The sequence below is a fragment of the Pseudarthrobacter sp. Hb11 genome, from assembly GCF_059383655.1.
Genome location: NZ_JBWZCM010000008.1, coordinates 132295 through 147096 on the forward strand (window position 1 = coordinate 132295; position 14802 = coordinate 147096).

Annotated in this window: 11 protein-coding genes and 1 pseudogene; 3 read left to right on the forward strand and 9 right to left on the reverse strand. The window is 63.8% G+C overall.

Features of this window, described 5'->3' with window-relative positions:
* Positions 1-339: 339 nt before the first annotated feature.
* From AC50X7_RS12975 to AC50X7_RS12985, 3 genes are all read right to left on the reverse strand, one after another.
* Positions 340-1128 carry a YcnI family copper-binding membrane protein gene (locus AC50X7_RS12975; RefSeq protein WP_494979377.1) on the reverse strand — a complete coding sequence of 263 codons (789 nt, stop codon included), beginning with the start codon at positions 1126-1128 and terminating at the stop codon, positions 340-342.
* A 111-nt stretch (positions 1129-1239) separates the two neighbouring features.
* Positions 1240-1854, reverse strand: a complete 615-nt coding sequence (locus tag AC50X7_RS12980; protein ID WP_494979378.1) for a hypothetical protein — start codon at positions 1852-1854, stop codon at positions 1240-1242.
* A gap of 444 nt (positions 1855-2298) precedes the next feature.
* Positions 2299-4224, reverse strand: coding sequence for a bifunctional copper resistance protein CopD/cytochrome c oxidase assembly protein (locus AC50X7_RS12985; RefSeq protein WP_494979379.1), 1926 nt, complete (start codon positions 4222-4224; stop codon positions 2299-2301).
* Positions 4225-4385: 161 nt separating this feature from the next.
* Here AC50X7_RS12985 and AC50X7_RS12990 point away from each other — a divergent pair, with 161 nt between their 5' ends.
* Positions 4386-6404 (forward strand): multicopper oxidase family protein, encoded by a 2019-nt coding sequence (locus tag AC50X7_RS12990; RefSeq protein WP_494979380.1) that lies wholly within the window; start codon positions 4386-4388, stop codon positions 6402-6404.
* Between the two features lie 81 nt (positions 6405-6485).
* On the opposite strand, the gene AC50X7_RS12995 is transcribed toward AC50X7_RS12990, so the two are convergent.
* The 6 genes and pseudogenes from AC50X7_RS12995 to AC50X7_RS13020 form a co-directional block, all read right to left on the reverse strand.
* Complete coding sequence (locus AC50X7_RS12995; RefSeq protein WP_494979381.1) at positions 6486-8543, reverse strand: acyltransferase family protein; 2058 nt, start codon at positions 8541-8543, stop codon at positions 6486-6488.
* Positions 8544-8629: 86 nt separating this feature from the next.
* Positions 8630-9787: an ABC transporter ATP-binding protein gene (locus AC50X7_RS13000; RefSeq protein WP_494979382.1), complete on the reverse strand. Its 1158-nt coding sequence runs from the start codon at positions 9785-9787 to the stop codon at positions 8630-8632.
* Positions 9784-11373 (reverse strand): ABC transporter permease, encoded by a 1590-nt coding sequence (locus AC50X7_RS13005; RefSeq protein ID WP_494979383.1) that lies wholly within the window; start codon positions 11371-11373, stop codon positions 9784-9786. Before AC50X7_RS13005 ends, AC50X7_RS13000 begins: the two co-directional genes overlap by 4 nt.
* Before the next feature lie 4 nt (positions 11374-11377).
* The gene (locus tag AC50X7_RS13010) at positions 11378-12442 is read right to left on the reverse strand and encodes an iron ABC transporter substrate-binding protein (RefSeq protein WP_494979384.1); all 1065 of its coding nucleotides are present in this window, start codon (positions 12440-12442) and stop codon (positions 11378-11380) included.
* Between the two features lie 199 nt (positions 12443-12641).
* Positions 12642-13472 (reverse strand): oxidoreductase, encoded by an 831-nt coding sequence (locus AC50X7_RS13015; RefSeq protein WP_494979385.1) that lies wholly within the window; start codon positions 13470-13472, stop codon positions 12642-12644.
* 32 nt (positions 13473-13504) lie between these two features.
* Positions 13505-13685, reverse strand: a pseudogene (locus AC50X7_RS13020) (IMP dehydrogenase); the annotation flags it as partial.
* Positions 13686-14020: 335 nt separating this feature from the next.
* Here AC50X7_RS13020 and AC50X7_RS13025 point away from each other — a divergent pair.
* A complete protein-coding gene (locus tag AC50X7_RS13025) occupies positions 14021-14392 on the forward strand; it encodes a DUF2975 domain-containing protein (RefSeq protein WP_494979386.1) in 372 nt (123 codons plus the stop codon).
* Positions 14392-14598 carry a helix-turn-helix domain-containing protein gene (locus tag AC50X7_RS13030; RefSeq protein WP_494979387.1) on the forward strand — a complete coding sequence of 69 codons (207 nt, stop codon included), beginning with the start codon at positions 14392-14394 and terminating at the stop codon, positions 14596-14598. The genes AC50X7_RS13025 and AC50X7_RS13030 overlap by 1 nt, the downstream gene beginning before the upstream one ends.
* Positions 14599-14802 lie beyond the last annotated feature (204 nt).

Sequence of the window (14802 nt, forward strand, 5' to 3'; positions counted from 1 at the left end):
AGGCACCTTGTGGAAACCTGGGATAAGGAAGGCGCCCATGGAACGTTGGGCCACGCGGACGGCTTAGGTTGACCGAGGCAGCCTAAGGTCTCTATCTCAACCAGCCGCGGCTTTGGGGCCCGATGGTTTCCGGTCAAATGCTGTCAGGGGCGGCTTTGGCGGATCTTAGGGGCGGCTTTGGCGGATCTTAGGGGTGGCTACTAAAAGTCAGGGTCTTGTTTTTCACGTCCGGTGGTGCTGCTGGGGATGACGTGCCAAAGCGGCAGCACCACCGGTGAGGGCGGAGCGGAGGAACCCGCGGCGGTAGAACCCGGCGGTGTTTCCGCGGGAAGCGGGTGCCTAGTTGCTTCTGACGGGGCGGCTGCGTGCCAGTGCGGTCCCACCGGCGGCGAGCCCGATCAGGCCGGCGGCGAGCCCAAGCCAGCCTGCAGTGTCCCCGCCACTGGATGAAGAAGCAGCGGCAACCGGCGCGGCGGGCGCCGCTTCAGCGGCTGCGGCGGCCGTCCCGGTCTGGGCGGTGTCCGATTCTGCCGCAGTGGTCACGAAGGACGGTGCCGGGTGGGCCCGCTCGGCGGCAGTGGGTGCTGCTGATGCCGTTGCGGTGGACGTTGCTGCTGAATGGTCGTGGTTGGCAACCACCGTGTCAGCCCAGTTGACCGTGGTCCCGTCCGTATAGCCCTGCGCTGCGGGCAGGACCACCGTGGTGCCGGCCACGGGGAGGCGGCCTACGGAAATGGTGAACATCTGAAATTCGTTTTGTCCGATCTGATGCGCGTCATCGGCGGTCCAGACCACGCTGGTAGGGGCTTTTGTGACCGTCGCACCCTGGACCTCTACGGGTTTGGGCAGGTCTGTGGTGATGACTTGGGCTGTCCAGCCGTCAATGGGCTTGACCGAGACGGATGTCAGCGGGGTCTCGGTGGGCAGCTTCACTTCGAGCCGGTTGGTTTTGGCCGTGGCGGATTCATTGGGAACGCTAAAGGTTAGCTTGGTGAATCCACCCTCTTTCGTGACGGACGGATCGACGGTCACATGAGCAGAGGCCGCGGCCGCGCCGACGGCCAGGAGGACAGCTGTTAGGGCGGTGGCCCCGGTGATCTTGAGGGTACGGCGGATGGAGGTCTTCACGGTGGGTGCCTTTCAAGAACATGCATGGGTCAGGAACGGACGGCCGCATGGCGGCGTGTCCGGTGTAAGCGGTGGAGTGCCGCCTTCTTCCTGTCCGTGCAGGGACAGGCGCTAGGCAGCGGGTGCCAGTGCTGGGGGTCCGCGCCGTGACGGCAGCCGGACCCCGGGCCGCGGCGAGGGAAGAACGACCGACCGGACGCAGAGGCCCGGGGCACGGGTCGGGAAGATGAGGGCGGTTTGGGGTCGCCTCAGGAGTGGTTCGAACCAGCTGGCCAGGACTCCGAGGGCCCCTTCTCCCCGCGCCAGGAGCAGCGCCGTGATCAGGGTAGCCACCGCGTGTGAGGCAAACATGAGCGGGTCCGGGGCTGCCCCATGCACCGGGACGGTAACAGCTGCCGTCTCGTGGACTGGGTGTGTTGCGAAGTGTCCGGCGTGGCCGGCGAGCACCGCCGTCAGGACCGGCGACGGAGTTCCCACGGACAAGGCGTCAAAGGCCCAGTGAAGCCACAGTTGACCGGCGCCAAGCAAACCAGTCAGAACAGGAAAGCACAGCCGGAAGTGGGTCATTGCTGCCACCGGCATGATGGTTACGCCGCACAGGGCCGCCAGAACTGACAGCGCCGGCAACTGCCCTCCAGCAGCCAGGTGCCCCCCGGCAGCGAGGCCGAGCACGATTGATCCGATCAACCCGGTACGGAACAGCCGGAACGAAGCACGTGGCATCATCGGCGTTCCTTTTTCCCACGGATCAACGCTAGCTGCAGTGCGGAACTGATAGATTTTACGGCCGCAACTGGGCCTGCAGCCCATGCAGGGCGTTCATGACGGTCCGCCGTTCCCCCCGGGCAGGCGCCGCCGGAGAAACTGTGCCGTGGCCGGCGGGCTTGCGATGAGCACCGCCCAAGTACTGCCGGATCAATTAGGCCCAGTGCGCCTTGGAGATACATCTGTGCCTCCTCCCATGCGGCCAGACCGGTAGAACAATCCCCACGCTAGGCACATCAGCGTGGGAAAACCTTGGGCGGCGGTCCCGGGGCGTGGCTGCTGTCAGGTGAGGCTTCATGTTCCCGGCCCTGCTGACTGGCACGCACGATGCGTCCTTGATGTCGAGCATCCCGCCATACCTTGTAACCCGGGCCCTGTGTGAGGGAACCGGCGAGCCGCTACCGCTCAGGCAGAGGGAGTGGGCAGTTCTTCATGTACAGCCGCCGACTGCCGGGCTGTGCTGCCCGCGGGCCCCGGATCCTGGTCTTGCGGGCTCTGGCCGCGGCGAACGATGATCATGACGGCTGTAATGGCGAGTGCTACGGCGGCGATGGACCACATGATGGGGCCGCCCAGTTCCGCGGCAGCAGCCGGAGAGAACCCCCAGGGTTGGCCTACCAATGTGAACCAGGGCATCTCCATTGCAGGAGCCTGCTCCAGAAGTTTCAACCCGCCGAATGCGTAGACGCCGGCCATGCCTGCCAGTACAAACAGCCGGCTGCGTGAGCTGCTGATGCCTTGGTCCGGGGCCGCGATGAGCGCGGCGGTGGCGAGAGAGCCGGTGAGCAGGGCGAGCAAGGTCATGATGCTGTAGCCGATTTGTCCCACGGCCGCCCATTCGAGCAGAGGAGTGTAGTAGATGACGAGCAGGGACGCGGCGAGGATAAATATGTTCAGAATCGGATCCCTGCGCAGCGCTGCCAGTGCCGGTTCAACGGACCGTTCCAGGACTTCCTTGACTCCGGTGCTGCCGTCGGTTCTGGCCGTGACAGCCATTTTGGCCAGGGTCAGCGGGGCGGCCGGGACGAGCAGTAGTGGCACCACAGCAGTGAGCATCATCTGCGTCAGTACGTGGGCGTTGAACAAGTAGCCCTGGTAGATGTGCACACCCCCGTTCGTGACCACGAACAGGACTGCCATTCCCGCAAGCCACGCCACAGTGCGATGCGCGGGCCAGGACCGGCCCACGGTCCGGAGGCGCCGCACGCCGGCAACGTACGCAACGACGGCGAAGCCGCAGGCCAGGATCCATAACGGGTCAGGGGCCCAGCGGGATAGGTATTCCCAGAGGCCGGGCTCGGGCAGCCCTGCGGCGAAGTCCCCGGCGGACGTCTTTCCGGACCCTGCGGCCGGCGGGGGTTCTGTTCGGGCCAGTGCCGCAGCCATCCCGGAGGCGGCGCCCATGACTGCGAGTTCGACGACGGTGAGGCCGGTGAAGTGCCTGCCGCCCCGGTCCGGGTTCTTTTCAATCCGTCCCACCGACCAGCGCCGGTGCAGCACCCCGAACAGCCCGAGAATGACGAAGACTCCGGCCTTGGCCAGGACGATCACACCATAGGGGCTCAGCAGGGACTCGACCGTACTGATTCTGGTGAGGGCGCCCAGGAATCCTGAGACTGCGAGGGCGATAAAGCTGATCAGCGCCAGGGTCGAGTACCGGCGTACCGTCACGCCCAGCTGGCCCGCCGGCAGCACTGGTCGCAGCACTACCAGCGCAAGGAGGCCGCCGAGCCAGACCGCCGCGGTGGCGGCGTGGACGAACAGGGCGGTGGTGCTGTCCGCGTGGTCGATGCCGCCGGCCGCATGGGATTTCATGACCAGCGGCAACAGCCCGGCGAAAGCCGCGACGGCGGTGACGGCAAGAGTGCGCGGGCTCTTGAGCCGGAAGCACATCAGTGTCACGGCCGCGGCTATGAGAGTGCTGAGGGCACCGGCACGGCCGGCGTCAATCCTGGTCAGGTACGTCAGGAATTCATCACCGAAGCCCTCCGTAGGTGCCCGGTTGGCAAGGAGCAGGAAGCTTGCGGAGGTGTGTACCGCGGCGGCCACGGCCCAGGCGGCCGCCGAGCATCCGGCAAGCCGGAGTGCCCGCTGATGAGGGATTCCACCGTGGGGGAGTGCGAAGATTGCCAGCGCCAAGGCGCCGATAGTGCCGGCACTGGCGAGGTTGAACACCAGCTTGGCGGTGGGCAAGCCCCAGGTCACGGCCGGGCCTGTCCTGGCCAGTAAGCCAGGGTTCGCACTGCTGCCGTAGGTGTAGGCCCAGACCAGTGACAGCATCCCGCCTACCAGCAGCGCCAGCCATGCCATGACCCGTGTTCTCAGCGACATCGCGCCCCTTCCGCCGCTCTACTGGCCCTGATCCCGTTCACACGGCAATGGGCCTCTTACGTCATGCCAGCTTGGCGTAACCCGCTTGGGAAATCCTTGGCATCACCGGGTCCCCGGAATTTCCCAATGTTTTCGCAATGTGCTCCCCCCACGCTGTGTGCATGTCCATTTCACGCCGGCAGGCAATGCAATTAGGTGGTATCGGAATCATCGGCGCCTTTGGGCTTGCCGTCCCACTGGGATCAGTTGAGGCCAAGTCAGCAAGCCGGCTGGCTCCGACTAACATGCCCAAGCCTTACCAGCGGACTTTGACGGTCCCCAAGGTCCTTGTGCCCTCAAAAACAACGGTGGATGCCGACGGCCACAACAGGCACCACTACCGCATTGAGCAGAAGCTCAGCTCGGCGAACATTGTGCCGGGACTGAGCACGCCCATCCTCGGCTATAACGGGACGTTTCCGGGCCCCACAATCAAGGTGAATCAGGGCGACCGCATCACTCTCATGATGGACAACGTGCTGCCGCTGCTCCATCCGCAGTGGGGGTACCGGCTCGATACCTCCACCCACCTGCACGGTTCCGCTTCACTGCCGCAATTCGACGGGTACGCCAACGATCTGACCGGACTTGGCTTCTGCAAGGACTACGAGTACCCCAATTTCCAGCCGGCGCGGACTCTCTGGTACCACGACCATGCCGTCCACAACACAGCACAAAGTGTCTATTCCGGGTTGGCGGGCCACTACCACCTGCACGACGAGGTGGAACGGAACCTGCTCCCGCAAGGAAAGTTCGATGTACCGTTAACCGTTTCCGATGCCATGTTCGCCGCCAACGGCTCCCTGGGCTACGACGACAACACCCACTCCGGCCTGTGGGGCGACGTCATTCTGGTAAACGGCGCCCCTTGGCCGGTAATGAAGGTGCAGCGGCGGATTTACCGCTTCCGCGTCCTTAACGCCTCCATTTCACGTTCTTACCGGTTCTCCCTGAGCACCGGGGATCCCGTAACAATGGTCGCCACGGATGGTGGCCTGATGCCCACTGCCCAGCAGGTGACGTCATGGCGGCACAGCAGCGCGGAGCGCTACGAAATCCTCATCGACTTCTCCAAGTACCCCGCAGGAAAGCGCGTGGAACTGCGCAACGCGTCCAACAAGAACAACATTGACTACGACTACACCGGCAGGGTCATGGCCTTTGATGTGACGGATGAACCCGTGGATACGTCCGGACCGGCCGCAAAGGTCATGCCGACACTGCTCGCCTCGAGCACCACCATGAGCCTGAAGACTTCCGAGTCGGTGAAGACCCGGCGTATGCGGGTGAAGCGTGACGGCGACATATGGACCTTCGGGGGCATGACGTGGGACGAGGTGGTGGAGAGCGGCTACAAGAAAGTTCTGGCAGACCCTGACCTGGATGACGTGGAAATCTGGGAAATCGAAAACAGCTCAGGCGGTTGGTTCCATCCGGTCCATATTCACCTGGTGGACTTCCAAATCCTCAGCCGCAACGGGAGAGCTCCCTTCAACTACGAACGCGGGCCAAAGGACGTTGTCTACGTCGGTGAGGGCGAGACGGTCCGGCTGCTGATGAAGTTTGAGCACCACCGCGGCCGGTACATGATCCACTGCCACAACCTCCCGCACGAGGATCACGACATGATGGCCCAGTTCAGCGTGGGCATGGACCCGAACGATCCGGATCCCAACGATCCCATCGAGGCGTCACGTCCGCACCCAATCACCCCCGTGGCGGTGGAGGAACCGGCACCAACAATTACTGAACCAGCCGATGGCGACTCAAGCGACTCGCCTGAACCAACGGGCACCGCAACACCCACCCAAACAGCAACGCCCACCCCGACCCCAACGGCTGAAGCCCCGGCCGCACAGGCCGAAGTCCTTAGCATCACCACCGCACGGCACCGCCTCCGGAAGGACTTGGCCATTGCCGGCACCTCCAGGGTCGGCGGGGCCGTCCCTTCCGGCTCGGCGTCGGTCACCATTTACGATGTCTCCTTCGGACGTGCCAAGACCAAGCTGGGAACCGTCATGATCAACTCGCTCGGTAACTGGTCCCTGACGGCCAAACCCGGCCCGACCTACCAGATCACTACAGTAAGGGCCGAATCCAGCCGCGGGGGCACGGCCACCGGCCAGGTGCGCACAGATTGACGGACACATGAACCCACTACAGCCCAATACCCTCCTGCACCTGCCGGAGGGTATTGGGCTGAGACCGGACACCCTGGTCGGTCACCAGCCTGTCGCGGCCATCAGCCTCCTTTCCAACTCTTCGGACATGCTTGCGGCATAGGTCGCGCTGAGGTGGTTGTTGTCCAGGTAGACGAACATGTTGCCGATTTGACCCGGGCATGTGGTGGGGGTGCAGATGCTGTCAGACATATCCAGAAGCGAGAGCCCTGGAATTTGGTTCACTAGTGGGGCAAAAGGGGGCTGGTCCGGCAGGACGCTTTGTCTGGGTGGGTTGCAGGCGGGGTCATCGGGCCCCTTGGTCACGACGCAGTTTGCCATGCTGCTGCGGAACCGCGGGTTGTCACGAATGCCAATGACGTCGATTCCCTGGGCTGTGACCGCACGGGCCATCGCTTCATAACCGGGATTCAGCCTTTCGGCAGGCGATGATGGACTTGCTGACGTGGCTACTGTGAAGATCGCATCCGGTTTGTGCTTTTCGAGGTATTGGTCAACCTCTGCGTTGAATGCGGCACACTCCTTGCTGACATCGGCCCCGGGAGCTGCATAAACACAGCCACCCCTAAGAAGTGAATACAGCTGCCAATTGTTCCGCTCAGCGATGGGTTTCAGCGCCCCCATCCACTGTTGGGCATGGGAGTTGCCTACAACAAGCACTTTCTTGTCCGGCTGCTCAATCTCCGGTGTTTGGATGCAGGTTTTTTCGAGTGCTCCCGGCCCTGGTGCCATCTCGCCCTTGCAGCGGATACTTAGGTTCGCCCAGTCTTTGGAGAGTTTCGCTGCGGTCGGGAGGATTCCGGCGTCAGCATCTGTCGTGTCGATATAGCCGGGGAGGAGGGCCTTCGATCCCGGGTTGTTCCTCTGCGCTTCACTGAGCAGGACCCGGTTCTCCTCGTCCAAGACATACCGCCACCCGGCGAGCGGGACCGCAGCCACTGCTGCTATCGCCACGATGGCGATGGTGGCCCGGCGGCGCCTGACCTCCGGCCACTTCCACTGGCGCCCCGGCGCGTCCACAAACCGCGACGTCAGAAAGGCAAGGACCAGGGAGGCGGCGACAACCGCACTGCCTGAGAGCCAACCCGCGTGGTCCTTTCCGGACCAGATGAGGTAGATGACAAGAACAGGCCAATGCCAGAGATACAACGCAAACGAGTTATCACCCAACCGGATGAGGAACCGCGAGCTGAGGATCCGGTCCACTCCGAAGCGGCTTCCACTTTGGCCGGCCACCACGACGGCAGCGGCGGCCAGCGTCGGCCAGAGCGCGATGAATCCGGGAAAGGCGGTCTGGACCTGCAGGACCAAACCGCAGCCGAGCATCGCCAGCACACCTACCCAACCCAGCACCACGCGAACCATCCGCGAGAGAGCCAAGCCGGGCAGAACCAACGCCACCAGCGAACCGAGCGCGAACTCCCAGAGCCGTGCGCCGGTGTCAAAGTAGGCCTGCGCCTGGTTCGAGTATGTGTAAAAGACGGAATTGATCAACGAGCCCGCGAAGATGCCGCCGAACAGATAGGTCAGAAGAACCCGGTACCGTAACCGGAAGGCCCTGGCAGCTACCGCAGCAGCGGCAAAGATCAGGGGCCAAAGGATGAAGACCTGCCCCTGAATGGAGAGCGACCAGAAGTGCTGGAACGGGCTGGCCAGGCCGCGGTCCTCCGCGTAGTAGTCCACGGACTGGGCCTTCAACAGCCAGTTCTGGAAGTACAGCAGCGAAGCCCAACCCTGTTCCACGATGTTGAGCCAGCGGATCCTTGGCACGAAAAGGAACGTGGCCAGCAAGGTCGCGGCAATGACCACCGCCGAGGCCGGCAACAGGCGCCTGAAGAGATGCAGCCAGTGACGGATCAGGTCCATCGACTGTTCCCGGTCGAATTTATTCGTGAACTGCAGGGTCATCAGGAACGCCGAAATCATCAGGAAAACGTCCACGCCACCCGAAACGCGGCCCAGCCACACGTGGTAGGCCACCACCATGAGCACCGCCAGCGCGCGGAGTCCCTGGATCTCGGGCCTGAACGGTGTTTTGGCCGCCATTCGGGCGGCGCGGTGGGCGCGGCGGGGTGATGAAGAGATTATCTCGACTGACACTACATACCTCTCGGGGCGGGCGCCGCTGGATCGGGGCAACCCTCGATGATACCGCCGCTACCGAGCTGGGAACGCCCTGCGGCCGGTCAGGATTCAGACGGGAACGCCACGCCTTCGCCCACAACGCGCAGGCAAAGCTCCATCCCAGGCCGGGCGAGGGAGGCGTTCCAGTGCCGGATGGTGATGACTTCGCCGCCGCCCGGATAACGGTGGTCGGCTCTGCTGGCCAGTTCGGGCGGCACGGCAAGCTTTAGCCGCACAGTGGTTTCAGGGCCGAAGTAGTCTGTCTCCACCACCACTCCACGGATGGGGCCGTCCTCGGCGATCCGGATCTGTTCGGGCCGGAGCATCAGCTGCACCCGGCCCTGCGCGGGTGGCCGGCGGACGGGGATCCCGCCGAGCGAACACGTCGCCAAGGACCCTTCCATCCAGGCGTCCAGGATTACGGCGTCGCCCAGGAATTCGGCGGTAGCGCGGTCCGCCGGGCGGGTGTACACCACAAACGGGTTGCCGATCTGTGCAAGCTTTCCGCCGCGCATCACCGCTACCTGGTCCGCGAAGGAGAGCGCTTCGGCTTGGTCATGGGTCACCAGGATGGTGGTAACACCCGCCTGGTTCAGGACCTTGGCCACCGCCCTGCGGGTGGCTACGCGGAGTCCGGCATCGAGCGCGGAGAACGGCTCATCCAGGAGCATCAATTCCGGTTCACGGGCCAAGGCGCGGGCAAGGGCAACGCGCTGCTGCTGGCCCCCGGAAAGCTGGTGGGGACGCCTCTTGGCCATGTCCGGATCCAGCGACACCATCTCCAGGAGCTCGCGGACCCGGTCCGCCACCGCCCGCCGGCCGCCGTCCAGCTTGGTTTTGTCGAGTCCGAATGCCACGTTTTTGGCCACAGTGAGATGCGGGAACAAGGCGCCGTCCTGGGCCACGTACCCGATATGTCGTTTGTGGGCCGGAACCCAAGCCCCGTCGCCCGCTACCCTTTTCCCGCTGAGTGAGATGCTGCCGGTGGCCGGGTGCTCAAACCCGGCAATCAGTCGGAGCAGGGTGGTTTTGCCCGAGCCGGAGGGACCAACTATGGCGGTGGTTCCGCCCTTGGCAACGGAAAGGTTGACGCCCTTCAGCACGGCCTGCGTGCCGAAATTCCGTGTGAGCTCGGTGATCTCCAGGTGGCTGTTGGTGGACGGCGCCACCGATGGGGCGATCCGCGGTTCCGGCAGCCGGGGAGGGGATTGTTCGGTCACTGGCCGGCTACTTTCTTGGACTGCTGGAAGAGGAGGTAGGTCATGGGGGCCGAGAGCAGGATCATCAGGAGTGCGTAGGGGGCGGCCCCGGCGTAGTCGATTTCGCTGCTCTTGCTCCAGAACTCGGTTGCCAGAGTGCGGGTTCCGTTGGGGGACAACAGCAGGGTGGCAGTGAGTTCGTTGGCGATGGCGAGGAACACCAGGGCAGCTCCGCCCGCGGCCGCGGGTGCCGTGAGCCGCAGGGTGACCCGGATGAAGGAGAGCAGCGGCGGCTTGCCGAGTGCCTGCGCGGCCTCATCGAGTTCCTTTGGCGCCTGGGCAAGCCCTGCCCGCAGGTTCACCAGGGCCCGGGGGAGGAACAGCAGGACGTAGGCCGCCACCAGCACCCCCGCCGTCTGGTAGATCCCCGGGACCACCCGGATGCTGACAGTTACGAAGGCCAGGCCCACCACGATGCCCGGCAGTGAGCTGGTGACGTAGTTGGAAAGTTCCAGGGACTTGCTGAACCAGCCGGGGCGGCGGACGGCGAGGTAGGCCAGGGGGAAAGCCACCACAGTAGTGGCAACGGCTCCTGCCAGGCCGTAGCCGAGGGTGGTCAGGAGGGCGGGCAGGAATTCATCCGCAGACCAGATGTCCGCTCCGCCGGCCACTGTCCAGCGCAGCACGAAGAACAGGGGCAGCCCGAAGGCCAGCGCCGTGAGCGCCAGCAGGAAGAGCTGCGCCGGCACCTGGTAAGCGCGCAGCGGCAGCCGCAGCGCCCTGGCCTGTGCGCCTGATCCGATGCGGGCGTACCTGGCGTTCCCGCGGCTGCGGACTTCGGCGAGGAGCAGGAGGAGGCAGAAGAACACCAGGACGCTGGCCAGCATGTTCCCGGCGGACCCGTTGAAGGTGGACTGGTACTGGACCATGATCGCGGTGGTGAAAGTGTCGAAGCGGATCATCGCGAACGCCCCGTACTCGGCCAGCAGATGAAGGCCCACCAGGAGGGCGCCGCCTGTCATGGCGATCCGCAACTGGGGGAGCACCACCCGGAAGAACGTCCGCCAGGCGCCCAGCCCGAGCGCCGCTGCCGACTGCTCAATGGCCGGGTCCAGCCGGCTGAGGGTGGCGGCGGCCGGGATGTACACGAGCGGGAAATAGGAAAGCGTGGCGATGAGGACGCCGGAACCCAACCCGCCCAGGGACGGGACGGCCGAAACCCAGCCGTAGCTGTTCACGAACGCGGGTATGGCCAGCGGTGCTGCCAGCAGAACCGCCCAGATCCGGGCACCGCGCAGCCCGGTGCGTTCAACCAGCCACGCGCCGGCCACGCCCAGGAGAAGGCAGAGCGGGACGGTGAAGGCCATCAACAGGAGGGTGTTGAGGAGCAGCTCGAGGACCCGTGGCCGGAAGATGAGTTCGACGGCGGTGTCCCACCCCGTTGCCGCCGTCATGTAAACCACGTACCCCAGGGGGACGAGGGAAAAGAGGGCGATCAGCACCGCCAGGATGGACACCGCTGAAACGCCGAAAGGCGGGCGGGGGCTGCTGCCCCGGCCCGCCGTCGTCGTGCTCCCTTGAGGGGGAGCCGATACATCAGGAGTCACGAAATTACAGGAGTCCCGCCTTGGTCATCAGATCGGTGACCTTCTGGGAGTTCAGCTTGGCAGGGTCAACGGTGGGTGCCTGCAGATCCGCGATGGGGACAAGCTTCTCGTTGGCCGGAACATCCGAGGCGATGGCGTACTCGAAGGAGGTGCCGTCCTTGAGGACTTCCTGGCCCTTCTTGCCGGTGATGAACTTCAGGAAGGCCTGCGCCGCGGCCGCATTCTTGGAGGTCTTCAGCACGCCGCCGCCGGAAACGGACACAAACGCGCCCGGGTCCTGGTTCTTGAAGTAGTACGGGGTGACGTTCTTGGAGTTCTCGCCCGTCTTGGCCTGGTCGCCGTAGTAGTAGTAGTGGTAGATCAGCGCGGCAGGTACTTCGCCGGCGTTGACTGCCTTCATGGCGGTGCTGTTGCCCTTGTAGGCCTTGAAGTTCTCCTTCATGCCGGCCAGCCACTCTTCGGTGGCAGCCTCGCCCTTGAGCTCAAGGAGGGCGGAGACGATGGCCTGGAAGTCGGCGCCGGACGGTGAAGCTGCCCACTTGCCCTTCCACTCCGGCTTGGCCAGGTCCAGCATGGACTTGGGCAGCTGGTCCTCGGTCAGCTTGTTCTTGTCGTAGACCAGGACCGTGGAGCGGGCGGCGATGCCGGTCCACTTGCCGGTGGAGGGCCGGAATTCTTCCGGGACCTGTTCGGTGGTGGCTTTGTCCACATCAGCGAAGAGATCGGCGTTCTCAACCTGCGTCATGGCGGGGGAGTTTTCAGTGAGGAAGACGTCGGCCGGGGACGCCGGGCCTTCCTGGATGATCTGGTTGGACAGCTCAGTGTCCGAACCCTGCCGCATGGTCACCTTTACGCCGGTCTCTGCCGTGAAGGCATCGATCCATTCCTTGGTCAGGCTTTCGTGCTGGGCGTTGTAGACCGTGATTTCGCCCGAGACTGCGCCAGTTGAGGCGGAAGCGGAGGCTGAACCGGTGGAAGCGGGCGTGGTGCTGCCGGCGCAGGCGGACAAGCTGAGTGCGGCGCTGGCGGCGAGTGCGATGCCGGCCAGAGCGCTGTTGCGAATCTTCATTGAGGCACTGCTTTCTGGGGAAAAGTGAGGGGCGGACCGGAGTCCCTTTGGGCTTTGGGGAAAGATGCCCACCCGAGGAACTGTAGGGTAGGCAATCCTAAGGCAGAAGCAGGAAAGCGCTTTTAGTGACAAGCATCACATGAATTACGGAACTGTTGCGTGCCCTAATACCCGGCGCCCCCGCCCTTTGATCCCGCCCTTAGTCCTCGATTCCCGTGCTGACGCTGAGCTCCTTCCACTCCTCCAGTTCAGTGAGCTCCGCATCAGCAACGGCGGCAAAGGCGTCCCAGGCGTCCTGCCCCAGCACCGCCAGCGACGGCGGGTTCGGGCTGTCCGCGATCGCCAGGATGGCTTCGGCCGCCTTGGCCGGATCGCCCGGTTGGGTACCGTGGACGGTGTCGTTCTCTTTGCGCCGCTTGCCGGCCGTCTCGGCGTAGTCCACGATCGCCGTCGCCGACTGGGTGAGTGAGCGGCCGGCGAAGTCGGTGCGGAATGCGCCGGGTTCGATGACGGTGACGTTGATGCCCAGCGGATGCAGTTCCTTGCGGAGTGATCCCGAAATGGCTTCCAGCGCGGCTTTGGTGGCCGCGTAGTAACCGGAGCCGGCCGGTTTGAGGCGCGCTCCGATGGAGGAGATGTTCAGGATGGACCCGGACCTGTTCGCCCGCATGTCCGGCAGGACTGCCTTGATCAGGTCTACAGCGCCGAAAACGTTTGTATCGAACAATTGTCGGATGTCGGCGTCGTCCGCTTCTTCCACTGCTGCGCGGTAGCCGTAGCCGGCGTTGTTGACCAGCACATCGATGCCTCCGAAGCGTTCCTGCGCCTGCTTCACAACAGAGCTGGTCTGGGCTCCGTCGGTGACATCCAAAGGGAGAGCCAGCGCCGTGCCAGGGAAAGCGTCGGCGATGTCCTGCACCGTGGAGACGTTCCGGGCAGTGACGACGACGTTGTGGCCGTGGGTGAGCACAGCCTGGGCAAGGGCCCGGCCGAGTCCGCTCGAGCATCCCGTGATAAGCCAGGTGGCCATAAGTACTCCTCTTGGTTGAGCGTTTTATTGCATTAAGGACGGACCAGGACTTTGAGGGATTCGCGGGAATCCATGGCGGGGTAACCATCCGGGACGCCGGGCGGCAGGGTCTCGATGTAGGCGCGGACCGGGGCGGGGCCGCCGGTTAGGGTGATTTTTGGGGCCGAACATGGAGCCAAAGCCGATAGGGGCGTCCTCCACGCGCACATCCCCGGCTCCGTACATATAAGTTGCTCGCATGTTCTTGCCTCTCCTGTTTCTCGATTGATTCGGTCCTAAGGACTAGGTAACAGCACGATGGGCCCGGCTAACAGGGACTGTCAGACCCCCTGTTGCGCCGTCCGGTGCGTTCCACGGGAATGATGCTAACCAGCGGGGGAGAGTCCCGAGACGCTCTGGTAATTTCGATTGATTTTCGGTACTTAGTTCGAGACTCGATACATGCCAATAGACCGTTTGGCAGTCACCGCGCTTTGAGCCGTCCTCGTGGTGGCGTTCCTTCTGCTGCTCCTGTTCCAAGTCATGTCCATCCCGGCCAGTTCGCCGACATGGCGCAGGAGAATCCGGAGGGGGCACACCTGCAGTGGCCCCTGACCATCCTGTTTGTCCTGGAGGTGGCCTGCGTCCAGGTGGTCATCGTGAGCACCTGGAAGCTGCTCAGCATGGTGAAGCAGGACAAGATATTCACTAGGGGAGCCTTGGTGTGGGTGGACGCGATCGTATGGGCCATCGCCGCTGCCTGGATCATGTTCGCGGTGTTCTCCGCCGTGGTGGTGCTCAATGCCGATGAATCCGGTGTGCCGATCCTGCTGATCCTGATGCTGGTGGCTGGCGCCGCCCTCGGCCTGGTGGTGGTGGTGCTGCGTGCCCTGCTGCGGCAGGCAGCGGACCTGCGGGCAGACATGGAAGCAGTAATCTGATGCCCATCGTGGTGCCCATCGACGTCGAACTCGCCAAACAAAAGATGAGCGTGGGGGAGTTCGCCGACCGCGTGGGCCTCACTCCCGCCAACGTTGCGGTGTTAAAGAACGGTCGCGCGAAGGCAGTCCGCTTCAGTACCTTGGAAGCGATGTGCAGGGTCCTGAACTGCCAGCCTGGCGACCTGCTGGAGTTCGTGGAGGATTGAACGGCACATTTGGGGGTAACTAACTTTAAGTGCGGCATTTGAAGTGTGACTGCAATCGCCATGTTCGTGATGGCGGCTGGAGGATAAATTTTGATTTTGTCGATTTGTTTTAGTGGGTTCTGGACTTTCTGCAACATTTGGTTTTAGGCTTTGGGCATCCGTCGAATGCAACGGTACTGGGGGTGGTACGCATGGCTAAGGCTC

Bases quoted from the DNA above. Each gene is read 5' to 3' on its own strand.
- AC50X7_RS12980 (WP_494979378.1), bottom strand. From the start codon at position 1,854: ATGATGCCACGTGCTTCGTTCCGGCTGTTCCGTACCGGGTTGATCGGA.
- AC50X7_RS13010 (WP_494979384.1), bottom strand. From the start codon at position 12,442: ATGAAGATTCGCAACAGCGCTCTGGCCGGCATCGCACTCGCCGCCAGC.
- AC50X7_RS12985 (WP_494979379.1), bottom strand. From the start codon at position 4,224: ATGTCGCTGAGAACACGGGTCATGGCATGGCTGGCGCTGCTGGTAGGC.
- AC50X7_RS13030 (WP_494979387.1), top strand. From the start codon at position 14,392: ATGCCCATCGTGGTGCCCATCGACGTCGAACTCGCCAAACAAAAGATG.
- AC50X7_RS13015 (WP_494979385.1), bottom strand. From the start codon at position 13,472: ATGGCCACCTGGCTTATCACGGGATGCTCGAGCGGACTCGGCCGGGCC.
- AC50X7_RS13025 (WP_494979386.1), top strand. From the start codon at position 14,021: ATGGCGCAGGAGAATCCGGAGGGGGCACACCTGCAGTGGCCCCTGACC.
- AC50X7_RS12990 (WP_494979380.1), top strand. From the start codon at position 4,386: ATGTCCATTTCACGCCGGCAGGCAATGCAATTAGGTGGTATCGGAATC.